Here is a 25578-nt window from a genome sequence, read left to right on the forward strand (position 1 = left end):
CAAACCTTGGAGCGTAACCATGAACCGAGTCACCCGTGCCCGGAGCGCATCGACCGCCCGCACGCTGTTCACCCACAGCCTTCTGTTCCTCGCCATCGGCCAGGCCCTGCCGGCGCTCGCCGCCGATGCCGATGTCGATAGCAGCAAGACCACCGCCGACAACCGCCTGAGCACCGTGGTGGTGGTCGGCAACCGCGGCCAGGCCCGCACCCTGGCCGACAGCCCGGCGCCGGTGGACGTGATCTCCAGCAAGCAGCTGGAAGCCACCGGCCAGGGCGACCTGACCCGCGCCCTGAGCCGCGTGCTGCCCTCGCTGAACCTGCCGGCCTCCTCCGGCTTCGGCTCCACCTCGGTGGTGCGCCCGATCAGCCTGCGCGGCCTCAACGGCGACCAGGTGCTGGTGCTGGTCAACGGCAAGCGCCGGCACAACAGCGCCCTGCTCAACAACGGCACCTACCTGAACTCCGGCTCGCAGCCGGTGGACCTGGACATGATCCCCACCGCCCTGGTGGACCACGTCGAAGTGCTGCGTGATGGCGCCTCCGCCCAGTACGGCTCCGACGCCATCGGCGGGGTGATCAACGTGGTGCTCAAGCAGACCGACCACGGCGGCCGGCTGGCCACCACCTACGGGCAGAACTACGAGAACGGCGACGGCGAGACCGCGCGCCAGAGCGGCAACATCGGCTTCGAACTGGGCAACGAGGGCTTCGTCAATTTCGCCCTGGACTACAAGCACCAGAACGTCTCCGACCGCTCCGACAACGCGCCCTACACCGACTCCGCCGGCCACACCAGCCTGGAGCACACCTACTACGGCACCGGCCTGCCGAAGGTGGAGAACTTCAGCCTCGGCTACAACGCCGAGCTGCCGGTGAACGACGCGCTGACCCTGTACTCCTTTTCCACCTACACCAACCGCGAATCGTCCAAGCCGCTGGCGTTCCACCAGCCGGCCAGCTTCAACGGCATCCCCACGCCGTACCCCGAAGGCATCGAGGACAACCTGCGGTTCATCGAGAACGACTTCCAGTTCGCCTTCGGCGGCAAGGGCGAGGCGGCCGGCTGGGACTACGACCTGTCCACCACCTATGGCCAGGACCATGCCCGCGCCACGCTGACCGACACCTACAACCTCAGCTACGGGCCGGACTCGCCGACCAACGTCGACACCGGCGTGAAGACCTTCAGCCAGTGGACCAGCAACCTCGACCTGACCCGCGCCTTCGACCTCGGCCTGGCCAAGCCCACGCAGATTTCCTGGGGCCTGGAACACCGCTACGAGAACTACAAGATCGGCAAGGGCGAGTACGCCTCCTACGGCTACGGCGACTACCAGTACGGCGCCAACGGCGCGCTGATCGCCCCCGGCACCATCTCCGGCGCCGGCACCACCCCGGCGGACGCCGCCTCCAAGGGCCGCACCAGCTACGCCGGCTACGGCGAGATCGGCCAGGACTTCACCGACAAGTGGCACGTCGACCTCGCCGGGCGCTACGAGCACTACAACGACGGCTCGGGCGTGACCACCAACGGCAAGCTCTCCACCCGCTACCAGCTGACCCCGATCCTGGCCGTGCGCGGCACCGCCAGCACCGGGTTCCGCGCGCCCTCCCTGGCCCAGCAGATCTACAGCTCGACCTCGCAGAGCAGCGTCAACGGCAACCTGATCGACTACCGCAACGTGGCGGTGGATTCGGACGTGGCCAAGGCCTTGGGCGCCTCCACCCTCAAGCCGGAGAAATCCACCAACTACAGCATCGGCCTGACCCTGCAGCCGACCCCGGCCAGCAGCCTGACCATCGACGCCTACCAGATCAAGATCCGCGACCGCATCGCCCAGACCGGCTACCTGGGCGGCACGCCGGCCATCCAGGACATCCTCGCCGACGCCGGGCTCAACCCCAACCAGTACGTCACCTACTTCACCAACGCGCTGGACACCACCACCCGCGGCGTCGACATCGTCGGCGACTTCCGCCAGGAGCTGGGCGCCTACGGCAGCATCCGCTACAACGCCGGCTTCAACTGGAACACGACCCAGATCGACAAGATCCACGCCTCCTCCGTGGCCCAGTCCGCCCTCGGCCCGGACGGCGGCTACGACCGCCAGCGCCAGGGCAACCTCAAGCACGGCCAGCCCGAATCACGCCTGCTGCTGGGCGCCGACTGGAGCATCGGCCAGTTCGACGTGAGCCTGAACCTGACCCGCTACGGGGAGTACACCCAGTACGGCACGGCCGAGGTCTACGACCGCACCTTCGACCCGCAGTGGATCACCGACCTCAACGTCGACTACCACCTGACCCGCAGCCTGACGCTCACCGCCGGGGCGAACAACCTGTTCAACGTCTACCCCGACCGCACCCACCTGCCCAGCACCTCCGGCGCCTTCCCGTACGGCAACTTCTCGCCCTACGGCACCACCGGCGGCTACTGGTACACGGGCCTGGCCTACAACTTCTGACCCGGCGCAAGCCAGCGGGCGCCCCGACGGCGCCCGCCCGAACGGGAGACACGACATGACCCGCCGTACCGACCAGCTCAAGCTCGGCGCCTTCCTCGCCAACAGCGGCCACCACGTCGCCGCCTGGCGCCACCCCAAGGCCCAGGCCGACGCCAGCCTGGACTTCGACTACTTCAGGCAGGTCGCGCAGACCGCCGAACGCGGCCGTTTCGATGCGCTGTTCGTCGCCGACGTGGTCGCCCTCTGGGGCCACCACCTCGATGCCCTGAGCCGCACCGCGCGCGGCGAGCACTTCGAGCCGCTGACCCTGATGGCCGCGCTTGCCGCCGTCACCAGCCGCATCGGCCTGATCGCCACCGCCACCACCAGCTACAACGAGCCGTACCACATCGCCCGCAAGTTCGCCTCGCTGGACTACCTGTCCAAGGGCCGCGCCGCCTGGAACCTGGTGACCTCGGTGGTCTCCGACGAGGCCTGGAACTTCGGCCGCGAAGCGCACATCGACCACGCCGAACGCTACCGCCGCGCCGAGGAATTCCACGACGTGGTCAAGGGCCTGTGGGACAGCTGGGAAGACGACGCCTTCCTGCGCGACAAGGCCAGCGGGCAGTACTTCGACCCGGCCAAGCTGCATGTGCTCGACCACAAGGGCGAGTACTTCTCGGTGCGCGGCCCGCTCAACGTGGCGCGCCCGCCCCAGGGCCACCCGGTGCTGGTGCAGGCCGGCGCCTCGGATGCCGGCAAGGCGCTGGCCGCGCGCGTGGCGGAAGTGATCTTCGCCATGGCCGAGACCATCCCCGCCGCCCAGGCCTTCTACACCGACGTGAAGCAGCGCGCCGCCGCGCTGGGCCGTGATCCGGACGGCATCAAGATCCTCCCCGGCATCACTCCCTTCATCGGCCGCACCCGCGAAGAAGCCCGCGAGCTGTTCGAGGAATTCCAGAGCCTGGTGGACCCGGTGCTCGGCCTGCGCCTGCTGGCCGATACCCTCGGCGAGGACATCGACCTCTCCGCCCACGACCTCGACGGCCCGCTGCCGGACACCCCGGTCGGCCAGCGCGGCAGCCGCCGCGACAAGGTGCTGGAGCTGGCGCGCAACGAGGGCCTGACGATCCGCCAGCTGTACCTGCGCCTGGCCGGCGGCAACCCGGTGATCGGCACCGCCGAGGACATCGCGGACACCTTCGACGCCTGGTTCCAGGCCCGCGCCTGCGACGGCTTCAACGTGTTCTTCCCGTACCTGCCCGGCGGCATCGAGGTGTTCGTCGACGAGGTGGTGCCGCTGCTGCAGGAACGCGGCCTGCTGCGCCGCGAATACGAGGGCGCGACCCTGCGCGAGAACCTCGGCCTGGCGCGCCCGGCCAACCGCTTCGCCGGGAGCGCGGCATGAGGTTCGCGCCGCTGCTGCTGGCCGCCGGCTGCACCCTGGCGCCGCCGGCGTTCGCGCTGAACATCCTGCTCAGCAACGACGACGGCTACCGTCACCCGAACATCCGTGCGCTGTACACCGCGCTGAAGGCCGACGGGCACACCGTGCGCATCGCCGCGCCCTACAGCGACCAGAGCGCGCGCGGCGGCGCGTTCTTCTTCGGCCGCGAGACGCAAATCGGGCGCGACGACGACCCGGCCTATCCGGACAGCTACTACCTCACCACCACCGAAAAGGGCCAGTGCGAAAGCGCCAGCTGTGCCGGCCAGCAGGTGGACATCCGCATCAGCGGCACGCCGGTCATGGCGCTGCTGCTGGGGTTGGAGAAGGTCCTGCCGCACCCCGACCTGGTCATCGTCGGGCCCAACCCCGGCAACAACCTCGGCGCCCTCAACAGCGCCTCGGGCACCTTCAACGCCGCCAGCGTCGCGGTGCTCGCCGGCGTCCCCGCGCTGGCGGTCAGCGCCGACCTGAAGGAACAGGACAGCCCGCGCATCGCCGCCATCGTCACCCGCCTGGTGGACGCGCTGGCCCAGCACCGACAAGCCGACGGCGCGCTGCTGCCCAAAGGCGTCGGCCTGAACCTCAACCTGCCGCCGCTGGAAAAGCTCCAGGGCGCGCGCCTGACCCGCATCGGCAGCTACGTGCCCTTCCACGCCATCTACACCGACGACCTCGGCAAGCTCGACGCGAAGCTGGCCGGCAAGCCGGGCATCGGCTTCGCCTGGTCGCCACCGGCGGACGCGAGCAACGCCGAGGACGAAGCGGTGTGGGTCGCCAAGGGCTACCTCACCCTCAGCCCGTTCAACGCCCTGCCGGGCGCGCCGGCCGCGAGCGACGGCCTCGGCGCCGCGCTGACGCCACTGCTCGGGCAGATCGACCAGGAGCGCCAACCATGAGCCATCCCACCCGGCACCGCACCTTCCGCCTGGGCTTTCTCAACCGCGTGTATGCCCCGCAGTTCGAGCCGCGCCTGTACCAGCAGACCCTGGAGCTGTTCGAGGCCGCCGAGGCACTGGGTTTCGACAGCGGCTGGCTGGCCCAGCACCATTTCGCCAGCGAGAACGGCCGCCTGCCCTCGCCGCTGGTGCTGCTCAGCGCGGCCGCCGAGCGCACCCGGCACATCCAGCTGGGCACCGGCATCGTCGTGCTCAACCAGGAAAACGCCCTGCGCCTGGCCGAGGACGCCTCGGTGCTCGACCTGCTCAGCCAGGGCCGCCTGCAACTGGGCCTGGGCGCCGGCTTCGACCCGGACAGCTTCGCCGCCTTCGGCCAGAACCTGGAAGGTCGCCACGCCCAGTACGACCAGCGCCTGGAGCGCCTGCGCCAGGCGCTGGCCGGCGAGCCGCTGAATGCCGACGGCCGCGTGTTGCGCCCGGCCGCCAACGGGCTGGACCGCCGCCTGTGGGAAGCCACCTCGCGCGTCGAGCAGGTCGCCGCGCGCGGCAACGGGTTGATCCTCGCGCCCAACCCCACCGCCGGCGCCGAACCGCGTTCGCAGGTGATCGAGCGCTATCGCCAGGCCTGGAATCCCGACCATTCCGGCACACCCCGCGTCGCCCTGGTGCGTGCCGTGTTCCCCGGCGCCGATGCCGCGGCGCAGGGTTCGACCCTGCGCCAGGACATCCTCACCTACGTCGAACGCCAGCGGCGCATCGGCATTGGCCACGCCGACCCGGCGCAGGGCTTCGAGGCGGTGCTCGACGCCCTCGGCGTGCTCCATGGCGACCCGGCGAAGATCGCCGAACAGCTGCGCGCGGATGCGCCGCTGGGCGCCGATGACCAGTTGATCGTCCAGGTGCAGACGACCTCCACCGGCTTTGCCGAAGCCCTGCGTCATCTGGAAATCGTCGCCCGCGACATCGCCCCCGCGTTAGGCTGGCAACCACGCCCGCAGCGCACCCCTGCACAGGAGATCCCGGCATGAACGCCCTGAAACCGCGACAGCCGTTCAAGCTCGGCTTTCTCACCCACGCCTTCGGCAGCGACCCGCGCCAGGTCTACCGCGACCTGCAGGAACAGTTCGAGTTCGCCGAGGCGCTGGGCTTCGACGGCGGCTGGATCGCCCAGCACCACCTGAGCGGCGGCTTCGGCCAGTTGCCCTCGCCGCTGCTGCTGTTCGCCAGCATCGCCGCGCGCACCCGGCGCATCGAACTGGGCACGGCGGTGATCACCCTGCCACTGGAGGATGCCTTGCGCCTGGCCGAAGACGCCGCCGTGCTCGACGCGCTGTCCGCCGGCCGCCTGCAGCTGGGCCTGGGCAGCGGCGGCGCCAACCTGGACATGTTCAACGCCTTCGGCCGCAATGCGCAGCGCCGCCAGGACGACTTCCAGCAGGCCCAGCGCGCCCTGCAGGCCGCCCTGCTCGGCGCGCCGCTGCCCGGTGAGGCGCAGCTGCGCCTGCATCCGCCGGCCGCCGCGCTGCGCGAGCGACTCTGGCATTCCCACGGCAGCGCCGCTGGCGCGGTGTACGCCGCCGAACAAGGTAACGGCCTGCTGCTGGGCACGGCCACCCACGATCCGCTCACCGTGCAGAAGCCCCTGGCCGATGCCTACCTCGGCGCCTGGCAGGACGATACGCGGCGCCCGCGCATCGGCGTGGTGTGCGCGGTGTTCCCCGCGCAGGACAAGAACCAGTCCCGCGCGGAACTGGCGCCGGACATCGAACTGCACGTGCCACGGCTGATCCGCGAGGGGCTGATCGACGAAGCCGCCGACCTGGAAAGCCACCTGCGCCTGCTCAACGTCCACCACGGCCACCCCGACGAGGTGATCGCCAGCGTGCGCAACGACCCGTCGCTGCTGCCCTACGCGGACTACTTCATCGCCGTGGTGCAGTCGGAAAGCTCCACCCAGGCCCAGGTGCTGCGGCGCCTGGAGCAACTGGCGCGGGACATCGCCCCGGCGCTGGGCTGGACGCCCGCCGGCCAGGCGCTCGCGGTGGCCGGATGAGCCTGCGCTTCGCCTGGAAACTCTGCGCCAGCAGCACCCGCCGCGGGCTGGACTGGCAGGCGCAGCCGGCGGAATGGGTGCAACTGGCCCAGGCCGTGGAGTACGCCGGTTTCGATGACCTCTACCTGCCCGGCGGGCCGAACCAGCCGGACAGCCTGATGGTCGCCGCGGCGCTCTGCGCGCACACCCGCCGGCTCGGGCTGACCCTCAGCCTGCCGGCGGAGGCCATGCTGCCCGCGGCGCTGGCGGCGACGCTGCAGAGCCTGCAATCGCTGTCCGCCGGACGGGTGCGCCTGCACCTGCCCGACAGCGATCGCGGCAGCCTGCGCCGGGCCTTCGGCGAGGTGCTCAACCGCGACCAGCGCCACGAACGCATCGACGAGTTCCTCGACATCCTGCAGCGCCTGCTGCACGCCCCCGCCACGCCGCTGGACCACAACGGCCGCTACTTCCACCTGGAGAACGCCGGCCTGGGCCTGCGCGACCTGCCGCCCACGCCCCTGCTGCTGGACGAGAGCCTGGGCGCCGAACGCATCGCCAGCCGCGCGGACCTGTGCGTCGTGCAGGCCACCGGTGTCGCGCAACTGGGCGATACCATCGCCCGCCTGAACCAGGCTGCGCGCGGCGCCGGCCGTGTCCTTGGCCATGTCGCCAGCTTCGGCATCATCGCCCGTGACAGCGAAGAGCAGGCCTGGGATGAAGCCGCGCGCCAGGCGCAACCCTTCGCCGCCCCCGGCAAGGGCAAGCGCCGCAGCGATGCGGCCGTGGTCGAGTTGCTGGCCGAGCGCGCCGAGCACCCCGCCCGACGCCATGAGATCCACCCCAACCTGTGGCTGCCCGCCGCCGACGAATCGCCCGTGCTGGTGGGCAGCTACGCCCAGGTCGCCAGCCGCCTGCGCGAGTTGCACGGCGCCGGCCTCGACCAGATCATCCTGCATGCGCCCAACGCGGTGCGCGAGGTCCTGCGCTTCGGCGAACGGGTCCTGCCGCTGCTGCGCACCGAAGCTGAAAAGGACACCCGGATTGGCCGCTGAACCCAAACGCAAGCCCATCGAGATCGACTGGTTCCTGCCCACCAACGGTGACGGCCACCACCTCACCAGCAGCGGCCTGCCCAAGGTCGGGCTGTTCCAGCAGGGCGAACGCGCTCCGACCCTCGACTACCTGCGCCAGGTGGTGCGCGCCGCCGAGCAGGCGGCCTTCGACGGCATCATGGTGCCCACCGCCAGCGGCTTCGAAGACCCCTGGCTGATCGTCGCGCTGATGGTCCAGGAAGTGCGCCGGCTGAAGTTCCTGTTGACCCTGCGCCCCGGCGTCGAGCTGCCCGCCTACACGGCGCACAAGGCCGCCACCCTCCAGCAGCTCAGCGACAACCGCCTGTTGCTGCACCTGGTCAGCGGCTCCAGCCGTTTCGAGCAGCGCGCCCTGGGCGACTTCCTCGAACACGACGAGCGCTACGCCCGCAGCGCCGAATTCCTCGACGTATTCCGCGCCACCTGGGGCGGACGCGAGCACCATGGACGGTACTACCGCACCGGCAGCCCGGTGCCGATTCCCCGGGAGGCGGCGTTGCCGCCGATCTGCTTCGGCGGCGCCTCGGACGTCGCCGAGCGCATCGCCGCCAGCCACGCGCAGACTTACCTGATGTGGGGCGAGCCGCCGGCGATGATCCGCGAGCGCATCCTGCGCATGCGCGAACTGGCTGCCGCTCACGGCCGTGAACTGCGCTTCGGCCTGCGCCTGCATGTGTTCGCCGCCGCCGATTCACGGCAGGCCTGGGCCCACGTCGGGCGCCTGCTCGACGAGATTCCCCGCGACGCCATCGAGCGGGCCCAGCAACAGCTGGCAGCCTACGAATCGGTGGGGCAATCGCGGCAGATCAGCCTCACCCAGGGCCGCGCGCACGGCGTGCGCGACCTGGAGGTTTCACCGAACCTCTGGGCCGGTGTCGGCCTGGTGCGCGGCGGCGCGGGCACGGCGCTGGTGGGCAGCTACGCGGAGGTCGCCGAGCGCATCGAGGAGTATCACCAGCTGGGCGTGGAGACCTTCATCCTCTCCGGCTATCCGCACCTGGAAGAGGCGATCCACCTCGGCGAGGAACTGCTGCCGCTGCTGCGCCGCGACGCTGCCACCGCCACTGCCCGGCAGCGCCGCCGCGACTGATCAGGCCTTGGCGCGGCCCTTGAGCAGGCCGTGGTTGACCAGCAGCGTGCGCATGGCGTTGCGGCTGATGCCCAGCAGAGCGGCGGTGCGCAGCTGGTTGAAGCCGCAATGGGCGAAGGACTCGCGGACGATGAGGTCCTCGAGGTCGTGCAGCAGGGTCTCCCCCGGCACGTCGAACAGGCGCTGCAACTGGTCGCGGATGATCTCCTGCGGCAAGCCGGTCGGCGCGCCCGAGCCCATCCGCTGCCCCGACAGCGCGGCGGAAAACTTCAGGTGCTCGGGGCGCACCACTTTCTCCCCCGCCACCAGCAGGGCCAGGTGCACGACGTTCTCCAGCTCGCGGATGTTGCCCGGCCAGGCGTAGTCCAGCAGCGCGCTGACGGCGGCCTCGGAAAACATCGGCTCGGCGATCTTCAGGCGCTGGGCATAGAGCCGGCGGAAGTGTTCCACCAGCGGCATGATGTCCAGCGGGCGCTCGCGCAACGGCAGCACGCGGGCCTGGGCGACGTTGATGCGGTAGAACAGGTCGAGGCGGAAATTGCCGGCGTCCACCGCCTGCTCCAGGTCGACGTTGGTGGCGGTGACCAGGCGGATGTCCACCTTGATCGGCTTGCGCGAACCGACGCGGACGATCTCCTGCTCCTGCAAGGCGCGCAGCAGCTTGACCTGCAGCGGCATCGGCAGGTCGCCGATCTCGTCGAGGAACAGGGTGCCGCCATCGGCTTCCTCGAACCAGCCGGCGCGGCGCCCGGTGGCGCCGGAGAAGGCCCCGGCCTCGTGGCCGAACAGCTCGCTCTCGGCGAGGTTCTCGTTGATCGCGCCGCAGTTCACCGCGACGAACGCACCCTTGCGCCCGCTGGCGCTGTGGATGTAGCGCGCCACCAGCTCCTTGCCCGTGCCGGTTTCGCCATTGATCAGCACCGGCACCTCGCTGGGACCGACGCGATCAAGGAACTCCAGCAACTGGCGCGAGCGCGGATCGGCGAACACCAGCGCCTTGGCGCGAATGGACAGCGGCTGCTTCTCGCCCTGCGGCAAGGTCAGCACGGGCGTCGCGCCCCAGGGAGATTGGCTCATAGGTCCTGCTTGCCGGCTGGCTTAGATGTAGCCGTTACTGTATCGCCACCCTCTTATAACCATAAATATTTTAATCGCATGAGGTAATAACCCTCCGAGGCCCGCGCCAGAGCGCCCTGCTGCCAGTTCCGCAGAGCCGGAAAGGGGCCGCATCGCAGGGCGCCGCCAATCCGCCGGTTGAAAAACCTGGCGGCTGAAATATAGTAACTTTCACTACATATATTGTTTGACTCTCTACATGAAAAACTGGCTTCTCCTGGTGCTCGGCCTGCCGACCGCCAACGCAACCGAGCGCATGCGCGCCTGGCGCGCGCTCAAGGCGTGCGGCTCGGCCGTGCTGCGCGATGGCGTCTACCTGCTGCCCGAGCATGGCGCGGGCCGGGAGGCGCTCGAAGCAGTCGAGCGGGACGTGCTCGCCATCAACGGCACGGCGTATCTGCTGGAGGTCAAGGGCGAGGACGAGCGCTTCGTGCCGCTGTTCGATCGCACCGAGGACTACGCCAGGCTGCGTGAGGACGTCGCCCAGTGCCGGGGCGAGCTGACTGGCGAAACCGCCCTGCGGGTGGCGCGGCAGGCGCGCAAGCTGCGCAAGGCGTTCGGCCAGCTCAGCGCGATCGACTTCTTCCCCGGCGAGGCGAAGCAGCAGGTCGACGCCGCGCTCCAGGAGCTGGAAACCGCCATCAGCCGCGCGCTGTCCGCGGACGAGCCCAGCCCCCATGAGGCGACCATCGAACCCCTCGCCCCCGGCGACTACCAGGGCCGCCGCTGGGCCACGCGCAAGCGCCCGTGGGTCGACCGCCTGGCCAGCGCCTGGCTCATCCGCCGCTTCATCGACCCGCAGGCGCAGATCCTCTGGCTGGACTCCCCGGCCGACTGCCCCGCCGATGCGCTGGGCTTCGACTTCGAGGGCGCCGCGTTCAGCCACGTCGGCCAGCGCGTCACCTTCGAAACCCTGCTGGCCAGCTTCCAGCTGGAATCCCCGGCGCTGACACGCATCGGCGCCCTCGTGCACTACCTGGACATCGGCGGGCTGCAGCCTGCCGAGGCCGCTGGCATCGAGCGCGTACTGGCGGGGCTGAGGGAAAGCATCAGCGATGACGACCTGCTCCTGCAGGCAACCAACAACCTCTTCGATGGCCTTCTGATCGCGTTCGCGGACGACGAGAAAACCCATGACTGACGCCTCCACCCTGCACGACTCCGCCCCCGTGGCGAGAGCCCCCGTCGGCCTGTTCGAGGCCTTCCTGTTCTGGCTGAAGCTGGGCTTCATCAGCTTCGGCGGGCCAGCGGGGCAGATCGCGATCATGCACCAGGAACTGGTGGAGCGACGCCGCTGGATCAGCGAGCGGCGCTTCCTGCATGCGCTCAACTACTGCATGTTGCTGCCGGGGCCTGAAGCCCAGCAGTTGGCCACCTACATCGGCTGGCTGATGCACCGCACCTGGGGCGGGGTGATCGCCGGGGCGCTGTTCGTGCTGCCGTCGCTGTTCATCCTGATCGCCCTGTCGTGGGTGTATCTCGTCTTCGGCGAGGTCCCGGTGGTGGCCGGCATCTTCTATGGCATCAAGCCCGCGGTGACGGCCATCGTCGTGCACGCGGCCCATCGCATCGGCTCGCGCGCGCTGAAGAACGGCTGGCTGTGGGCGGTGGCGGCCGCCTCCTTCGTCGCCATCTTCGCGCTCAACGTGCCCTTCCCTCTCATCGTGCTGGCCGCCGGCGTGATCGGCTACCTCGGCGGACGGCTGCTGCCGGAGAAGTTCGTCATCGGCGGCGGCCATGGCGCGAAGCAGGCCAGCTACGGCCCGGCGCTGATCGACGACGACACGCCGACGCCTGTGCACGCGCGCTTTCGCTGGGCCCACCTGCTGCGCCTGGCGGTGATCGGCGCCGCGCTCTGGCTGCTGCCCATGGGCCTGCTGACCGCCAGCTTCGGCTGGAGCGGCACGCTGACGCAGATGGGCTGGTTCTTCACCAAGGCGGCGCTGCTCACCTTCGGCGGTGCCTATGCCGTGCTGCCCTACGTGTACCAGGGCGCGGTCGGTCACTATGGCTGGCTGACGCCGACGCAGATGATCGACGGCCTCGCCCTGGGCGAGACCACGCCCGGCCCGCTGATCATGGTGGTGGCCTTCGTCGGCTTCGTCGGCGGCTACGTGCACCCGATGTTCGGCAGCGAACATCCGTTCCTCGCCGGCGCCGTCGCGGCGAGCCTGGTCACCTGGTTCACCTTCCTGCCCTCGTTCCTGTTCATTCTCGCCGGCGGCCCGCTGGTGGAGTCGACGCACAACGAACTGAAGTTCACCGCACCGCTGACCGGCATCACCGCCGCGGTGGTCGGGGTGATCCTCAACCTGGCGCTGTTCTTCGGCTACCACGTGCTCTGGCCGCACGGCTTCGACGGAGCCTTCGACTGGCCCTCGGCGATCATCGCCCTGGCCGCGGCGATCGCCCTGTTCCGCTTCAAGCGCGGCGTCATCCAGGTCCTGCTGGGCTGCGCCCTGGCGGGGTTGGCGGTGCATCTGCTGCGCGGGTGATTTTCGCAGGCGCGGGGAACACGGGCTGTTACGCAACATCTCGCAGGGCCGCCGGAGCACTGATCAATGAGGATCGACGTGAACGGCAGTTGCCTTTAGCCCGCGACAGGAATCGCCGGAAGCGTCCGACCGCATCCGGCAACGCTTGCGCAGTACATATGGAAATCCGTATATTCGGTTTTCCATATGTGCGGTACAGACCATGATCACCCCACCCGACGTCTTCAAGAGCCTGGCCGACGAGACCCGGGCTCGCGCCACCCTGCTCATCGCCAGCCTGGGCGAACTCTGCGTGTGCGAGCTGATGTGTGCGCTGGACGACAGCCAGCCGAAGATCAGCCGTCACCTGGCCCAGCTGCGCGGCAGTGGCCTGCTGCTGGATCGCCGCCAGGGCCAGTGGGTGTATTACCGCCTCAACCCCGACCTGCCCGCCTGGGTACACGCGATGCTGCAGCTCACCCTGCAGGCCAATGCGCAATGGCTGGCCGACAACACCCTCCGCCTGCAGAACATGGACGGTCGCCCCGTCCGTGACGCCGCCTGCTGCTGATCCCTTCCGAGCGAGTTTCCGATGCTGGTCGCCGTCGCTGTCTTCGTCTTCACCCTGGTACTGGTCATCTGGCAGCCGAGAGGCCTCGGCGTCGGCTGGAGTGCCGCACTGGGCGCGATCATCGCCCTGGCTGCTGGCGCGGTTTCGCTGCACGACATCCCGGCCGTGTGGGCGATTGTGTGGAACGCCACCGCCACGTTCATTGCCGTCATCGTCATCAGCCTGCTGCTGGATGAGGCCGGCTTCTTCGAGTGGGCGGCGCTGCACGTGGCGCGCTGGGCGAATGGCAGCGGTCGTCGCCTGTTCGCCTTCTGCGTGCTGCTCGGTGCCGCCGTCTCGGCGCTGTTCGCCAACGATGGAGCGGCGCTGATCCTCACCCCCATCGTCATGTCGATGCTGCTCGCCCTGCGCTTCTCCCCCGCCGCGACACTGGCCTTCGTCATGGCCGCCGGTTTCATTGCCGATACCGCGAGCCTGCCGCTGGTGGTCTCCAACCTGGTGAACATCGTCTCCGCCGATTACTTCGACCTGGGTTTCGCCGAGTACGCCGCGGTGATGCTGCCGGTCAACCTCGCCAGCGTCGCCGCCACCCTGCTGGTGCTGTTCCTGTTCTTCCGCCGCGATATCCCCAGCGAGTACGCAGTCGATGCACTGAAGGAACCGAAGGCGGCCATCCACGACCGCGCCACCTTCATCGTCGGCTGGTGGACGTTGCTGGTACTGCTGGTCGGTCTGTTCGCCCTGGAGCCGCTGGGCATCCCGGTGAGCGCGGTGGCTGCCGCCTGTGCGGCGATCCTGTTCGCAGTTGCCGCGCGCGGGCACCGCATCTCCACCCGCCGCGTATTGCGCGAAGCGCCCTGGCAGGTGGTGATCTTCTCCCTGGGCATGTACCTGGTGGTGTACGGCCTGAAGAACGCCGGCCTCACGGACTTCCTCAGCCACCTGCTCGACCGTCTTGCCGAACAGGGCTTGTGGAGCGCCGCCATCGGCACCGGCCTGCTCTCGGCGCTGCTGTCCTCGGTGATGAACAACATGCCCAGCGTGCTGGTCGGCGCCCTGTCAATCCAGGCCAGCGGCGCGGAAGGGCTGGTGCGCGAGGCGATGATCTACGCCAACGTGATCGGCTGCGACCTCGGCCCGAAGATCACCCCCATCGGCAGCCTCGCCACGCTGCTCTGGCTGCATGTGCTGGAGCGCAAGGGCATGCGCATCACCTGGGGTTACTACTTCAGGGTGGGCGTCCTGCTGACATTGCCCGTCCTGCTGATCACCCTTTCGGCCCTGGCGCTGCGCCTGAGCCTCTGACGTCCGCATTCAGCCAGGGAGACCTCCATGCGAGTCCTGTTCATGTGCACGGCCAACAGCTGCCGCAGCATCCTCTCCGAAGCGCTGTTCAACCACCTGGCGCCGGAAGGCTTCGAGGCGGTCAGTTCCGGCAGCTTCCCCAGGGGCCAGGTGCTGCCGCGCAGCCTCACCACCCTGCAGCAGGCCGGCATCTCCATCGCAGGCTTGAGCAGCAAGGGTAACGACGCCTTCGAGGGCACCCCGCCGGACATCGTCATCACCGTCTGCGACAAGGCCGCCGGCGAAGCCTGCCCGGCGTACTTCGGCCCGGCGCTGAAATCCCACTGGGGGTTGGAAGACCCGTCCGATGTGGTCGGCGACGAGGCCGTCATCGACGCCGCCTTCCGTGCCACGCTGGCGCGCATCGAGCAGCGCTGCCGGGCCTTCTTCGCCCTCCCCTTCGACACCCTCGGCCGTGACGAACTCAGGCGCGAACTGGATCGTATCGGCGCGCTCTGAGCAGGAGGAACCCTGTCCGAGCCACTGCCCAACCCCGACCTCTCGCTGTTCGACCTGCCGCCAGCGGCAACCCGCAGCAGCGGGCACACGCCGCGCATCCTGCTGCGTGACCGCCAGGAGTTTCTGGTAGATCGTTATTCCGAAAGCCGAGCAGCTTTCCGCCCGCATGAACCAGCGCTCGATCTGAGGTCATCATGACAATCGAAATCCGAGAAGCCCGCCCCGAGGACGCTGCAGCGATCCAGGCGATCTACGCCCCTATCGTGGCCGGCACGGCGATCTCCTTCGAGGAGGTACCGCCGACCGTCGAGGAGATGCGGCAGCGCATCGTCACGACCCGGCAGAGCTACCCGTACCTTGTCGCGGAGCGCGATGGCCGCCTGGTTGGCTACGCCTACGCCAGCCAGCACCGCGCGCGTGCAGCCTACCGCTGGGCAGTGGATGTGACCGTCTACATCGCGGAGAGCGCGCGCCGCGCCGGGGTTGGCCGCAGCCTCTACAGCGCGCTGCTTCCCATACTCGCCAAGCAGGGATTCAACGCCGCCTATGCCGGCATCGCGCTGCCCAACGCGGGTAGCGTTGGCCTCCATGAGCACCTGGGCTTCCAGCACATCGGCACCTTCCCGCAGGTCGGTTTCAAGCTGGGCCAGTGGCACGACGTGGGTTACTGGCGCCTGGCGCTGGGTACACCGGACAACCCGCCCGCAGACCCTCGCCGCTACCCGGAAATAGCCGGCTGAATGCCTGCCCTGGGGCGCACGCAGCCACCGGACGTGACATAACCGACGCACTGTACTGACCCTGAACAGGCAACAGGCGCGTCAACGGCCCCGGAGACTGACGCGCCTGGCGGAATGCGCCGCTGCTACTCCACCTTGCCGCTATCGAGCTGGCGCTCCTTCTCGGCCAGGCCGTTGGCGAGGGTGCTCAGCCGGGTGTCGGGAGCGTTGGTCGGAAGAGGGTCGACGCCAGCGGAGGCGAACACCTGGCCGTAGCTGTTGCGCAGTTCGGCGTAGGCCAGGTCTCGACGAAGGTCAGCCTGCAGCGCGTTGAGTTCACCCTGGATCAGATCCAGTTCACCGATGCCCTGGGCCTGCCGGCGATTGCGCAGTTGGCCGACGATTTCGTTGTCCAGGCTGGCCAGCTCCTGCGTCGTGACGAATTGACGCCGCGCTTCGTTGTAGTTGGCATTGGCCACGTAGAGCTGCGCCAGGATGGCCATGGACATGGCCTGGCGACGCGCCACGTTGACGTCCTCGCCGGCCTTGGCGACATCGATGGCCGCCGGGGCCGAGAGCACGTTGAACAGGTTCCAGGTGACCTTCACGCCGTAGTCGGCCCAGCGGTTGTTGACCAGGAAGCTGTTGGAGTCGTAGTGCCCGCCGGCGGAGAATTCCAGGCCCGGCAGCAGGCGCAGCATGGCCTTGCGGGTTTCCGCAGCGCTGATGCGTGCCTGGTAGTCCTGCTCGCGCAGTTCCGGGCGGCTGGCCAGGGCTTGCTGTTCCAGTTGCTCCAGGCCCACCTTCAGCTCCGGCACGTCATAGCCTTCCGGCGCGGCCAGGGTCAGTTCGGTGCCCAGCGGCAGGTTGATCAGGGTGGCCAGCTCGGTCTTGGCCAGCGACAGCGCGCGACGTTGTTCCTCCAACTGGCGGCTGGCCTCGATCAGGGCACGCTGGTAGCCCAGCGCCTGGACCGGGTCGCCGATACGCTGCTGGCTCATCTGCTGGCTGTCCTTGCGCGCGCCGTCGACCCGCGCCATCAGCGCATCGATACGGTCGAGGAGACGTTGCGCAGCGACCGCGCGCCAGTACGCCGAGCGCACGTCCTGGATGATGGTCTGCACCACCTTGCGCCGACGCTCCTGGACGATCAGGCGCTGGTCGGCCTGCTGCTTGGCGCTGACATAGCTGACACCGAAGTCCAGCACGTTCCACACCATGGTCAGGTCGGCGACGTCGCGGTCGCGGTCCTGGGAGGTAGAGGGTTCCAGCGACTGGGTATTGGTCAGCACACTCTGGCTGCTGGAAGCGCTCTGGTTGTTGCGCCCGGCGTAACCCGCCTCGAGCGCCATGCGCGGCAGCATGTCGAAGGTGGCGAGATCGAGTTGCCGGCGCGACAGCGCCTCCTCCATCACCTTCAGGCGAGACTCGAGGTTGTACTTGACCGCACGGGCCATGGCTTCGTGCAGGGTCAGCGGGCCGCTGAGCGGCTCCTGATCCTTGAACATCGCCCGCAGGTCGTCGCGGGCACGCTGCTCGCTGACGCTGCGATCGATGGGTTGCGTGGTGACGGCGCAGCCGGACACGGCAAGCGCCAACAGGCTGATCCCTAGCAAGGTCGTTTGTTTTTTCATCCCTGGCCGTCCCCCTCGTTACGGCTTCGTTCTTGTGCTTCTTCTACTGAGCGATGTGGTGATCAGGATGCGTCGCGGCCATGGGCGACTTGCCCCAGCGCCCAGGCCAGCTCGCGCACGGGTTGTTGTTCGGATTCGTGGATCTGCTGCAGTTGCTGCGCCAGGCTCGGCGCGCCGAAGATGCCGCGGATACCCTGGTCGATGTCTGCGCCGCGGCGCTCGAAGGCTTTCAGCGGCTGGCTCTGGTCGAAGCCGTCGCGGCTGAACATGCTCGCCAGCGTACTGCTGCCGAAGACGCCGCCATCGCCGCCGCCGAAGCCGAGGAAGCCCTTGCCGCTGCCATCGCCAACGCTGGAATCGCCAAATACCTGGGCGATGAAGCTCTGCGACGGTGCGCCGTTCTGGATGAAGATTTGCCCCAGCGGCGGCAGGCCGCCTACGCCTTCAGGCTGGAACAGCGACGGCGGGATCACCGGCGAGCTGGTCAGCGGCTGTCCCACCACCGGTACCGCCGGCTGCAGCGGCGCGCGCGGCGGCTCGGGCACGACCGGAGCCTCCACGCGGAACTGCGGATCGCCATCGGACAGCGAGCCGATCACATAGCTGTCGCCGCGCAAGGCGTTGGCCAACGCATTGCCCGCCGCGTCACTGATTCCGCCGGCGTTGACCGCCAGGCCCAGGCTGCCCTGCCCGCTCACGCTGCCAACGGTCACTTGGTAGGTACGTGCGTCCAGCTGCACGACGGAAACAATGCTGCCCTTGGCGGAATTGCTGGTGAGCAGGGAGAAGTCGCCGGCATCGACGCCGCTGACGTCCTCGTCGAAGGTCACCCGGAAGTTCACCGTGCTCGCGCCGGTGGGCGTCGGGTCCAGCCGCACGACGCCGGTGGCGGTGGGCGCGCGGGTATCCACCAGGACGCCATGGCTGTCGCCGATGCCGTTCAGGGACGTATCGAGCGCGTTGCCGGTGGCGTCGCGCAGGGAACCACCGTTGGCGGAAAGCCCGCTGACCTGGATGCCGTCGGCGTCGTTGTCGCCGGCCTGGACGGTGTAGCGGAACACCAGGCTGTTGCTGCCCGAGCCGCTGACGTAGTCGGCGTAGACAGTGCGTCCGCCCATGTCGATGGCCAGCGTCGGCGAGCCATCGACCACCACGGCTTCGCTGGTTTGCACCACGAAGTCGAGGGTATCGCCCGCGTTGTTGAGGCTGCCCGCAGGCACGCTGACCGCGGTAACGGTGGGTGCATCGCGGTCGACGCTGTACACGGGGCCTGCCAGTCCTCCGCTGAGGGCATTGCCCGCCCTGTCGACAATGCCGGTGGCGCTGCCGTTGAGGCTTAACCCCAGGGTGCCGGTCCCCGAGACGCCGCTGACAGCGATCTGGTAGGTGCGCGCGTCGATCTGCTGCAGGCCGCTCAGGCTACCCGCAGCGGTACCGGTGCCGACCAGGGTGAAGTCGCTCAGGTCGACGCCACTGACGCCTTCGCTGAAGGTCACGGTGTAGCGCACGCTGCCGGCATTGGTCGGCGTCGGATCCAGGGTGACGATGGCGCTGGGCATCGGCGCCACGGTGTCGACGATGACACCACTGGTCGAGCCGACATTGTTCAGCGTCAGGTCCATGCTGTTGCCGACGGCATCGCGCAGCGTGGCGCCGTTGGCCGACAATCCGCTTACGCTGATGCCGTCGGCGTCGTTGTCGCCAGCCTGGACGGTGTACTGGAAGACGAGCGTCGACGTGCCGGAACCGGCGACGAAGTCGGCGAATACCGTGTGGCCGCCGATATCCAGGGACAACCGCGGGGCACCGTTGACCAGCACGGCTTCGCTGGTGTTGACCACGAAGGTCAGGGTATCGCCGGCGTTGTAGGGAACGCCCACCGGCACACTGACGCTGCTGACCGTGGGCGCCACGGCATCGACCAGCACGCCGCTGGTGTTGCCCACACTGTTCAGAACGGGAACGAGATCGTTGCCGGCGGCATCGCGCAGGGTGCCCCCGCTGGCCTGGATGGACGAGCCGAGGCTGATGCCGTCGCCATCGCGATGACCGTTGGCGACCACCAGGCGGAACGTCAGGGCGCTGGTGCCGCTGCCGCTCAGGTACTGCGCGAGCGCAGTGCCGCCGTTGTCCAGCGTCACGGTGAGGTGCGGTATGCCGCCGCTGGTGTCCACCGTGACGTTCTCGCTGAAGTTGACGACGAAGTCGAGGTTCTGCCCCGCCACGTAGGTGCCATTGGCCGGCACGCTGACGCTGGTGACCGTGGGCGCCACGCCGTCGACGACCAGGGCGGCACGGCTCGCCAGGCTGTCGCTGTCGGCCAGGCCGGGCAGCGTGAGAAACGCCATGTCGCTCGTGCCGTTGCGGATCTGCGAACCATTGAGCGACAGCGCGCTGGTGCTCGCGTAGTTGAGGTCGGCGCTCAGATCACCGGCCTGCACGACATAGAGGAACGTGAGGGTGTTGCTGCCGCTGCCACTGGCGTAGATGGCGCTGCGATCGATAGCGCCGGTCTCCAGCAGCAGAGTCGGTATACCGCCGCTGGTGTCGACGAAGACGCTCTGGTCGAACTGGACCTGGATCTGGATCTGATCGCCGACCCTGTAGCTGCCGTCGGGCGAGCTGGTGGCGACGCCGAGAACCCGGGGATTGGGCTGCTCGACCGAAATCTGGACGGTGTCGGTGTCGCTCTTGGCGCCGCCGGCCCCGGACAGGCCCAGGTCGTTGCTGACGATCTGCAGCGACGCAGTACCGAAATAGCCCGCCGTTGGCTGGTACGTCAGGCCGTTGAGGGCCGCGTTGATATCGGCCAGGGTGCCGCTGAAGGTCATGGTGGCGTCGCCGGTGCCGGAGCCCACCACAAACACCAGGCCGCTGATGCCGCCCAGCGAGATCAGTCCGTTCTGGGCGGTGAGGGTCACCTGCATCACGCCGCCACCGGCATCCACGTCGCTGATGGAGATCGCATTGCCCTGCCCTGCGCTGAAGACCAGGGTGCCGTCGCGCAGCACGGTCTGGGTCGCGGGAATGCTGTTCACCGGGGCGTCGTTCACCGCGCTGATGGCCAGGTTGAAGGTGGCCGACGAATTCTTGGCGCCGCCAGTACCGGTATTGCCGTTGTCATCGAGGCTCACCGTCACGGTGACGGTGCCCGAGGCATTGGCGGCGGAAAGGTAGCTCACCGCGCCGCTGGCGACGAAGGCGTTGATATCGCTCAGGGTGCCGCTGAGCACCAGTTGGCTGGTGCCCGAGCCCGTCAGCGTCACGCCGGCGCCTGCAAACGCGCTGAAGGTTCCGTTGCCGACGGGTACGCCGAAGGTCGCCTGGACCACGCCCGACCCGGCATCGATATCGCTGAAGCTGATGCCACTCAGCACCAGCGGCACATCCTCGCTGGCGAACACCGGGAACAACGGCACCACGGGGGCGTTCGGTGCATCGTTCACCGCATTGACCTGCAATGTCAGGGTGCCGCTGTCAGTCCTCGCCGGCCCACCGCTGTTGCCCAGGTCACTGATGGTGACACTCAAGGTGAGGTTGCCGTTGAAGTTCGCCGCCGGCGAGTAGGTCAGGTTCTGCCCGGCGAGGTAGGCGTTGATGTCGGCGACTCGGCCGGTGAGGATCACGATGTTCGCCGCCGCGGTGGCGACGACGCCGCCGCTGCTCGCCGCTGAAAGGGTGCCGTTGCCCGCCGGAAGCGTGAAGGTGACCTCCACGTTGCTGGCACCCGCATCGACGTCGGAGACGCTGATGCCGGTAATGGCGCCGGAAACGTCCTCGTCGAGGCTGATCACAGCGGGCAGGCTGAGTTGCGGAGCATCGTTGACGGCGGTCACCGTCACCGTGCGCGTGGCCGCCGTGCTGTCTAGCTCGCCGTCGTTCACGCTGAAGCTGATGGTGCGGGTGGCAGTGTTCGGGGTCTCCGAGCCGTTGCTGTAGGTCACCGAACGCAGCGCGGCCTGCCATTGTGCGAGGCTGGCGCCGCTGGCGGAGGAAAGCGTCAGCACGCCGGTTGCGGTGTTGTAGCTGCCACTGATATCGCCCATGGTGGCCGGATTATTGAGGAAACCCAGCACATCCTCGGCGCTGATGAAGTTGCCGGAGATACGCACCGCAGCACTGGAGAGCAGTGGCGAATCGCTGTCCGACACGGTCAGACCGCTATCGACCACCACCGGGGTGGAAGCCACGTTCTCCCCTTCGACGAAAGCCGCACTCCCCCCGCTGCTGGTGACCAGCGGAGGATCGTTGACCGCGACGACCGTAATGCTGGCGGTGTCGATGGCCGCGGAGAACGGCGTGCTGCCGCCGCTGCTGGAAACATCGACCCTGCTGCCCTGCTGGCCGGCCGTGCTGCCACTCTGGTCCCAGGCCTTGAAGGTGAAGGTGGCATAGGTGCCGTGGACGCCATCGGGCACGAAGCGCACGCGGTCGTTGCTGCGCAGTAGCAACGCCGAGGCAGTGGAAACCGCACCGACGTCCTGCCAGCTCGCACCAGCGTTCAGACTGTACTGCCAGGTGCCGGCAACGCCCGGGTCCACCCCGGTGATGGCAATGCCCTGCACCGCGCCCGCGTCCACGTCGCTGACGTGGCCGTTGATGAGACTGGTAACCGCCTGCCCGACATGGTTCACAACGCTGTCGGGAATGCTGTTGAGCGCCGGGTTGGAAGGGGTCAACAGGGGCGCATCGTTGACGCTGCTGACGCTGATCGTTGCCTGCGCAACCCCCGTCGAGAACGCCGTGCTGCCGCCATTGCTGCTGGTATCCGCGGTGGAGCGAATGCCGTTGATGGAGGCGGTCCCAGCGCTCTGGTCCCAGGCGCGGAAGGTCAGTGCGGCCGCCCCGCCGTTGGCGCCATCGGGTACATAACGAAGCTGCGTACCGCCCGCCAGCAGCAGCGCGCTGGAACTGGACAGCGCGCCGACATCGGTCCAGGTCACGCCGTCGGTGGAGTATTGCCAGGCGCCGTTGCCGCTGCTGGCCGTCAGGGCGATACCGGCGCTGGGGCCGTCGCCGTCGCCGTAGCTGACGCCAGCCAGCAGGCTGCTGACCGTGACCGCCTGGGAGCTGGTGTCTTCGTCGGTAGCCGCCCAGGTATAGGGGCCGCCGGACAGAGTCGGGGCGTCGTTCACCGCGGTCAGCGATACCTGCGCGGTGGCTACGTTGGAAGCCAGGCCGCCGCTGTCCTTGACGCTGAAGTTGATCTGCCGCGTCTGGTCGGAACCGCCGAAGGTGGGATCGTCCGAAGAAGACGAATAGCTCACCGAGCGCAAGACGGCCTGCAGCTCGGCCGGCGTGCCGCTGCCGCTGACCACCATCACGCCGGTGCCGCTGTTGTAGCTGGCGGAGAAGCCAGCAGATGTGACCACCGACAGGATATCGCCAGGGCGGAAATCGCTGATGCTGACCGTGGCCTCCTGCAGGGCCGGGCTGTCGACGTCGGCCACCACCAGCGTGCTCATCAGCACCGCGGAGCCGCCCTCGGTGTAACTGACGGTGCTGTTGCCAGGGCTCAGCGTCGGCGCATCATTCACCGCGAGAACGGCGACGTTCGACGTGATGCTCGGCGACGCGCTGTTGTTGTTCGGCCCGCTGTCCGTCACCGTCAGGAGGGTCACGGCGCGGGTGGCGTTACCCGGGTTATCGCTGCTGTTGCGGTAGGTGATGGCGTCGATCAGTTGCGCCATCTGCGTATTGTCCCGCGACAGTCCGCTGAGAACCACCTGCGCGGTACCACCGGAGAGCGTCACGCTGTAGTTGCCGATGCCGGCGATGGAACCACTGTTGCCATTGTTCAGCGCGACGTCGACGCCGCCGATGTTCAGGATTTCGCTGGCACCGTTGCTCACGTTGGTCACCCGCAGCGTCATGCCGGTGAAGGTCTCGCCAGCATCGTTGCTCGCGGCCACAACGCCGCTGAACAGGTCCACGGCCGTGCCGTTCTCGGTGAAGCTGGGGTTGCCGGCGGTGGCGGTCACCATCGGTGCGTGGCTCGGCGGGACGGAGTCGCCGGCGAAACTGTCGATGTTGGTGTTGTAGAAATCAGCGCTGCTGATACGCACCTGGTCGACGCGGATACCACCGAAGCTGAGCGTCCTCTGAGCCCCCGTGAGGACGGTCTGAGCGGTTCCGACAAGTACACCATCGAGGTATCCCGCGACGGTGATGGTGTCGCCGTCGGTATTGTTCAGGTAGATGCTGGTGAACGTGAAATCGGCACCATCGCTGCGGGCGATGGTGAACACCTCGGTGTTGGACGTGTTGAGCGCGGTGGACAGCAGGTTGATCGATGCGCTGCCGGCCTCGCCATTGGCGCCTTCCCACGCCGTGTCGCCACCGTCCCCGGCCGCGGTGAAGGTATAGGTGTAGCTGACGCCGCCCAGCATCCGGGTGAACGTGGTGGTTTGTCCGGAATTGGTGCTGAAGTCGTCATTGAAGCTAGCCAGCAGGCCGCGGAAATCGCCCACATCGAGCGCCGCCGTCTCGACAGCACCGTGGCTGACCTCCAGCACCCAGTTGCCGCCCAGCGCTGTGGCGCCGGTCATGTCGTTGGAGGCGGCAACGTCGGCGCCGGTGGCATCGGCCAGTTGGTCGACGAAGGAGCGACCCGCGCCGTCGGCGCCCACCAGGCATCCGTACAGGAGGATGTCGCCGTTCTTGTCCAGTGCCTGGCCGATGCGGGTGAGCAGGTCGCTGCGCAGGGCGATGCCCGAGCCATCCAGCCAGGTATTGCCCAGCTGGACCTTGCCCACGTCGCCGTGGCTGAGAATATGGATCGAATCGACGCCGGAACGATCCTTGAGGTAATCGGCGATCTGCTGGAGACCGTCCTTGCCGCCATCGAGCACCACCACTTCAGTGCCCGGCTTGAGGCCTGCCACCAGTTGCTGGTAACCCTTCACGCTGGCGTCGACGAACACGATTTCCTGGCGGTGGTCCGAGGTGCCGGCGGGCACGGCGGAAAGTGCGTCCTGGCTGCCCTGGTGAGCGCTGTTGTCCTGCGCCGGGTGCGCCTGGGCGTCCTTCGCGGCGGTGTCGGCGGCGGGCTTGGCGTCAGCCGCCTCGGCCACGGTGGCGGCTACGGCGCCGTCGAACAGCATGCGCGGTTCCAGTGCCATCGCCAGGGCCGGCTTGACCGCTACCTTGGCTGCAACTGCACGCTTCGCCTTGCTCCACCACATGATCCACCCCCACGGTTTCCGGTCGGGAGCGGGGTTGCCCGCTCCACGCTGTGTTTCCTGCTCCGCCAGCCCGGCGGATCAGTTGCGCGACGGGAAGACCCCCTCCAGCGCAATGATGAAGTTGATGCCCAGGTACGGGTTGCGGACCGGGACCGGCTGGCTGCCGCCACTGAGGCCGACAGTCGCGGCCGGCACGTTGCCACTGCAGCTGATGTTGAACGGTGCGAGGGTGGTTTCCGCGGCACTGGTGGCGTACAGGGAACCGGGACGACCACCGGCGGCGATCGGGCCGAGCACGGTACCTGTGCCCGGTGCGGCCTGTGTGGTGGCGGTTGCGCTGGCGGTGGCAGGAATCGCCGCCTGGCCGGTGGCCGTCACCTGCCCGGCGAAGGTCACCGTATGGTTGTGAGTCGGCATCTGGTTGAGGGTGAGGGTGACGTTTTCGCCGCCCCCCACTTCGCCCAGAACGACAGGCGACAGGCCGCCTCCCGAGCCTTGGCCGACAGGCACACGGCCTCTCAGGTCGGGCAGACGGAAGGTGGTCTGACCATCGCCGCCGTATACCGTGCCCAACAGAGAGAACAACGCCGAGTTCTGTGCGATCGACAGGATCTGTCCCTGGCAGAATGCGTAGCCGCGCGGCGCGAAGTTGCCGCCGAACATCTTGATCTCACCGATAAATGGTTCCACGTATTGCCTCTCCTTGATGCCAATCGCTGGAAATGACGGCCAGGACATGGCCGCCGGAATCGGTTTCTACGCCGCCTTGCGGGTATGGAAGACCGCCTGGAGGACCGCGCGGCGGTCGGCAGTGGGCTGCACAGGGGTGAGCAGCAGGAGCCAACCCTCTTCGCCGGGCGGGGACAGGCGGTACACCGCCTGGGGCAGGTCCCATTGCGCGGGCAAGGCGAACGCCGCACTGAAGCTCTCGTACTCGGCGCTCATCGGATTCCCCACGAGCACCTCGATCAATTCGACGTCCAGCGCCTGGTCCGGCGCGACCCACAACTGGAAGAGGGTTCCCTGCGCCTGCTGCAGGTCTTGCTGGGTGGGCATCGAATACATG

At 68.3% G+C, this 25578-nt stretch carries 18 protein-coding genes and 1 pseudogene; 14 read left to right on the forward strand and 5 right to left on the reverse strand.

Features of this window, described 5'->3' with window-relative positions; genetic code table 11:
- Nucleotides 1-19: 19 nt before the first annotated feature.
- Genes N0B71_RS25475 through N0B71_RS25505 form a run of 7 tightly spaced genes read left to right on the forward strand, consistent with a single transcriptional unit; the run spans nucleotide 20 to nucleotide 9011 of the window.
- The gene (locus tag N0B71_RS25475) at nucleotides 20-2467 is read left to right on the forward strand and encodes a TonB-dependent receptor plug domain-containing protein (RefSeq protein WP_259755728.1); all 2448 of its coding nucleotides are present in this window, start codon (nucleotides 20-22) and stop codon (nucleotides 2465-2467) included.
- A gap of 55 nt (nucleotides 2468-2522) precedes the next feature.
- Nucleotides 2523-3857 carry an LLM class flavin-dependent oxidoreductase gene (locus N0B71_RS25480; protein ID WP_259755729.1) on the forward strand — a complete coding sequence of 445 codons (1335 nt, stop codon included), beginning with the start codon at nucleotides 2523-2525 and terminating at the stop codon, nucleotides 3855-3857.
- A complete protein-coding gene (locus N0B71_RS25485) occupies nucleotides 3854-4795 on the forward strand; it encodes a 5'/3'-nucleotidase SurE (RefSeq protein WP_259755730.1) in 942 nt (313 codons plus the stop codon). Before N0B71_RS25480 ends, N0B71_RS25485 begins: the two co-directional genes overlap by 4 nt.
- Nucleotides 4792-5823, forward strand: a complete 1032-nt coding sequence (locus tag N0B71_RS25490) for an LLM class flavin-dependent oxidoreductase (protein ID WP_259755731.1) — start codon at nucleotides 4792-4794, stop codon at nucleotides 5821-5823. The genes N0B71_RS25485 and N0B71_RS25490 overlap by 4 nt, the downstream gene beginning before the upstream one ends.
- Nucleotides 5820-6848, forward strand: a complete 1029-nt coding sequence (locus N0B71_RS25495) for an LLM class flavin-dependent oxidoreductase (RefSeq protein ID WP_259755733.1) — start codon at nucleotides 5820-5822, stop codon at nucleotides 6846-6848. Before N0B71_RS25490 ends, N0B71_RS25495 begins: the two co-directional genes overlap by 4 nt.
- Nucleotides 6845-7882, forward strand: coding sequence for an LLM class flavin-dependent oxidoreductase (locus N0B71_RS25500; RefSeq protein ID WP_259755734.1), 1038 nt, complete (start codon nucleotides 6845-6847; stop codon nucleotides 7880-7882). The genes N0B71_RS25495 and N0B71_RS25500 overlap by 4 nt, the downstream gene beginning before the upstream one ends.
- Nucleotides 7872-9011 (forward strand): LLM class flavin-dependent oxidoreductase, encoded by a 1140-nt coding sequence (locus N0B71_RS25505; RefSeq protein ID WP_259755735.1) that lies wholly within the window; start codon nucleotides 7872-7874, stop codon nucleotides 9009-9011. The genes N0B71_RS25500 and N0B71_RS25505 overlap by 11 nt, the downstream gene beginning before the upstream one ends.
- Here N0B71_RS25505 and N0B71_RS25510 read toward each other — a convergent pair whose 3' ends face one another.
- On the reverse strand, nucleotides 9012-10088 hold the full coding sequence (locus N0B71_RS25510; RefSeq protein ID WP_259755736.1) for a sigma-54 interaction domain-containing protein: 1077 nt from the start codon (nucleotides 10086-10088) through the stop codon (nucleotides 9012-9014). It lies immediately after the preceding gene.
- Nucleotides 10089-10326: 238 nt separating this feature from the next.
- On the opposite strand from N0B71_RS25510, the gene N0B71_RS25515 reads away from it, so the two are divergent.
- From N0B71_RS25515 to N0B71_RS25545, 7 genes and pseudogenes are all read left to right on the forward strand, one after another.
- Entirely contained in the window at nucleotides 10327-11268 is a 942-nt protein-coding gene (locus tag N0B71_RS25515; RefSeq protein WP_259755739.1) for a chromate resistance protein, read from the forward strand.
- Entirely contained in the window at nucleotides 11261-12622 is a 1362-nt protein-coding gene (chrA, locus tag N0B71_RS25520; RefSeq protein ID WP_259755742.1) for a chromate efflux transporter, read from the forward strand. Before N0B71_RS25515 ends, chrA begins: the two co-directional genes overlap by 8 nt.
- Before the next feature lie 202 nt (nucleotides 12623-12824).
- Nucleotides 12825-13172, forward strand: a complete 348-nt coding sequence (locus N0B71_RS25525; protein ID WP_259755743.1) for a metalloregulator ArsR/SmtB family transcription factor — start codon at nucleotides 12825-12827, stop codon at nucleotides 13170-13172.
- A 21-nt stretch (nucleotides 13173-13193) separates the two neighbouring features.
- A complete protein-coding gene (locus tag N0B71_RS25530) occupies nucleotides 13194-14477 on the forward strand; it encodes an arsenic transporter (protein WP_259755744.1) in 1284 nt (427 codons plus the stop codon).
- A 27-nt stretch (nucleotides 14478-14504) separates the two neighbouring features.
- Nucleotides 14505-14975 carry an arsenate reductase ArsC gene (locus N0B71_RS25535; protein ID WP_259755745.1) on the forward strand — a complete coding sequence of 157 codons (471 nt, stop codon included), beginning with the start codon at nucleotides 14505-14507 and terminating at the stop codon, nucleotides 14973-14975.
- 96 nt (nucleotides 14976-15071) lie between these two features.
- A pseudogene (locus N0B71_RS28335) lies at nucleotides 15072-15162 on the forward strand (arsenical resistance protein ArsH); the annotation flags it as partial.
- Nucleotides 15163-15169: 7 nt separating this feature from the next.
- Nucleotides 15170-15715 carry an arsinothricin resistance N-acetyltransferase ArsN1 family B gene (locus tag N0B71_RS25545; RefSeq protein ID WP_259755746.1) on the forward strand — a complete coding sequence of 182 codons (546 nt, stop codon included), beginning with the start codon at nucleotides 15170-15172 and terminating at the stop codon, nucleotides 15713-15715.
- Between the two features lie 125 nt (nucleotides 15716-15840).
- Here the strand turns inward: N0B71_RS25545 and N0B71_RS25550 are convergent, their stop codons facing one another.
- From N0B71_RS25550 to N0B71_RS25565, 4 genes are all read right to left on the reverse strand, one after another.
- The gene (locus N0B71_RS25550; RefSeq protein ID WP_259755748.1) at nucleotides 15841-17328 is read right to left on the reverse strand and encodes a TolC family protein; all 1488 of its coding nucleotides are present in this window, start codon (nucleotides 17326-17328) and stop codon (nucleotides 15841-15843) included.
- 62 nt (nucleotides 17329-17390) lie between these two features.
- A complete protein-coding gene (locus N0B71_RS25555; protein ID WP_259755749.1) occupies nucleotides 17391-24431 on the reverse strand; it encodes a DUF4347 domain-containing protein in 7041 nt (2346 codons plus the stop codon).
- A gap of 159 nt (nucleotides 24432-24590) precedes the next feature.
- Nucleotides 24591-25202, reverse strand: a complete 612-nt coding sequence (locus tag N0B71_RS25560) for a phage tail protein (protein WP_259755750.1) — start codon at nucleotides 25200-25202, stop codon at nucleotides 24591-24593.
- 66 nt (nucleotides 25203-25268) lie between these two features.
- The gene (locus N0B71_RS25565) at nucleotides 25269-25577 is read right to left on the reverse strand and encodes a DUF6916 family protein (protein WP_259755751.1); all 309 of its coding nucleotides are present in this window, start codon (nucleotides 25575-25577) and stop codon (nucleotides 25269-25271) included.
- Nucleotide 25578: the final 1 nt, after the last annotated feature.

Origin of the sequence: Pseudomonas sp. GCEP-101, from assembly GCF_025133575.1 — a bacterium.
GTDB lineage: Bacteria > Pseudomonadota > Gammaproteobacteria > Pseudomonadales > Pseudomonadaceae > Pseudomonas > Pseudomonas nitroreducens_B.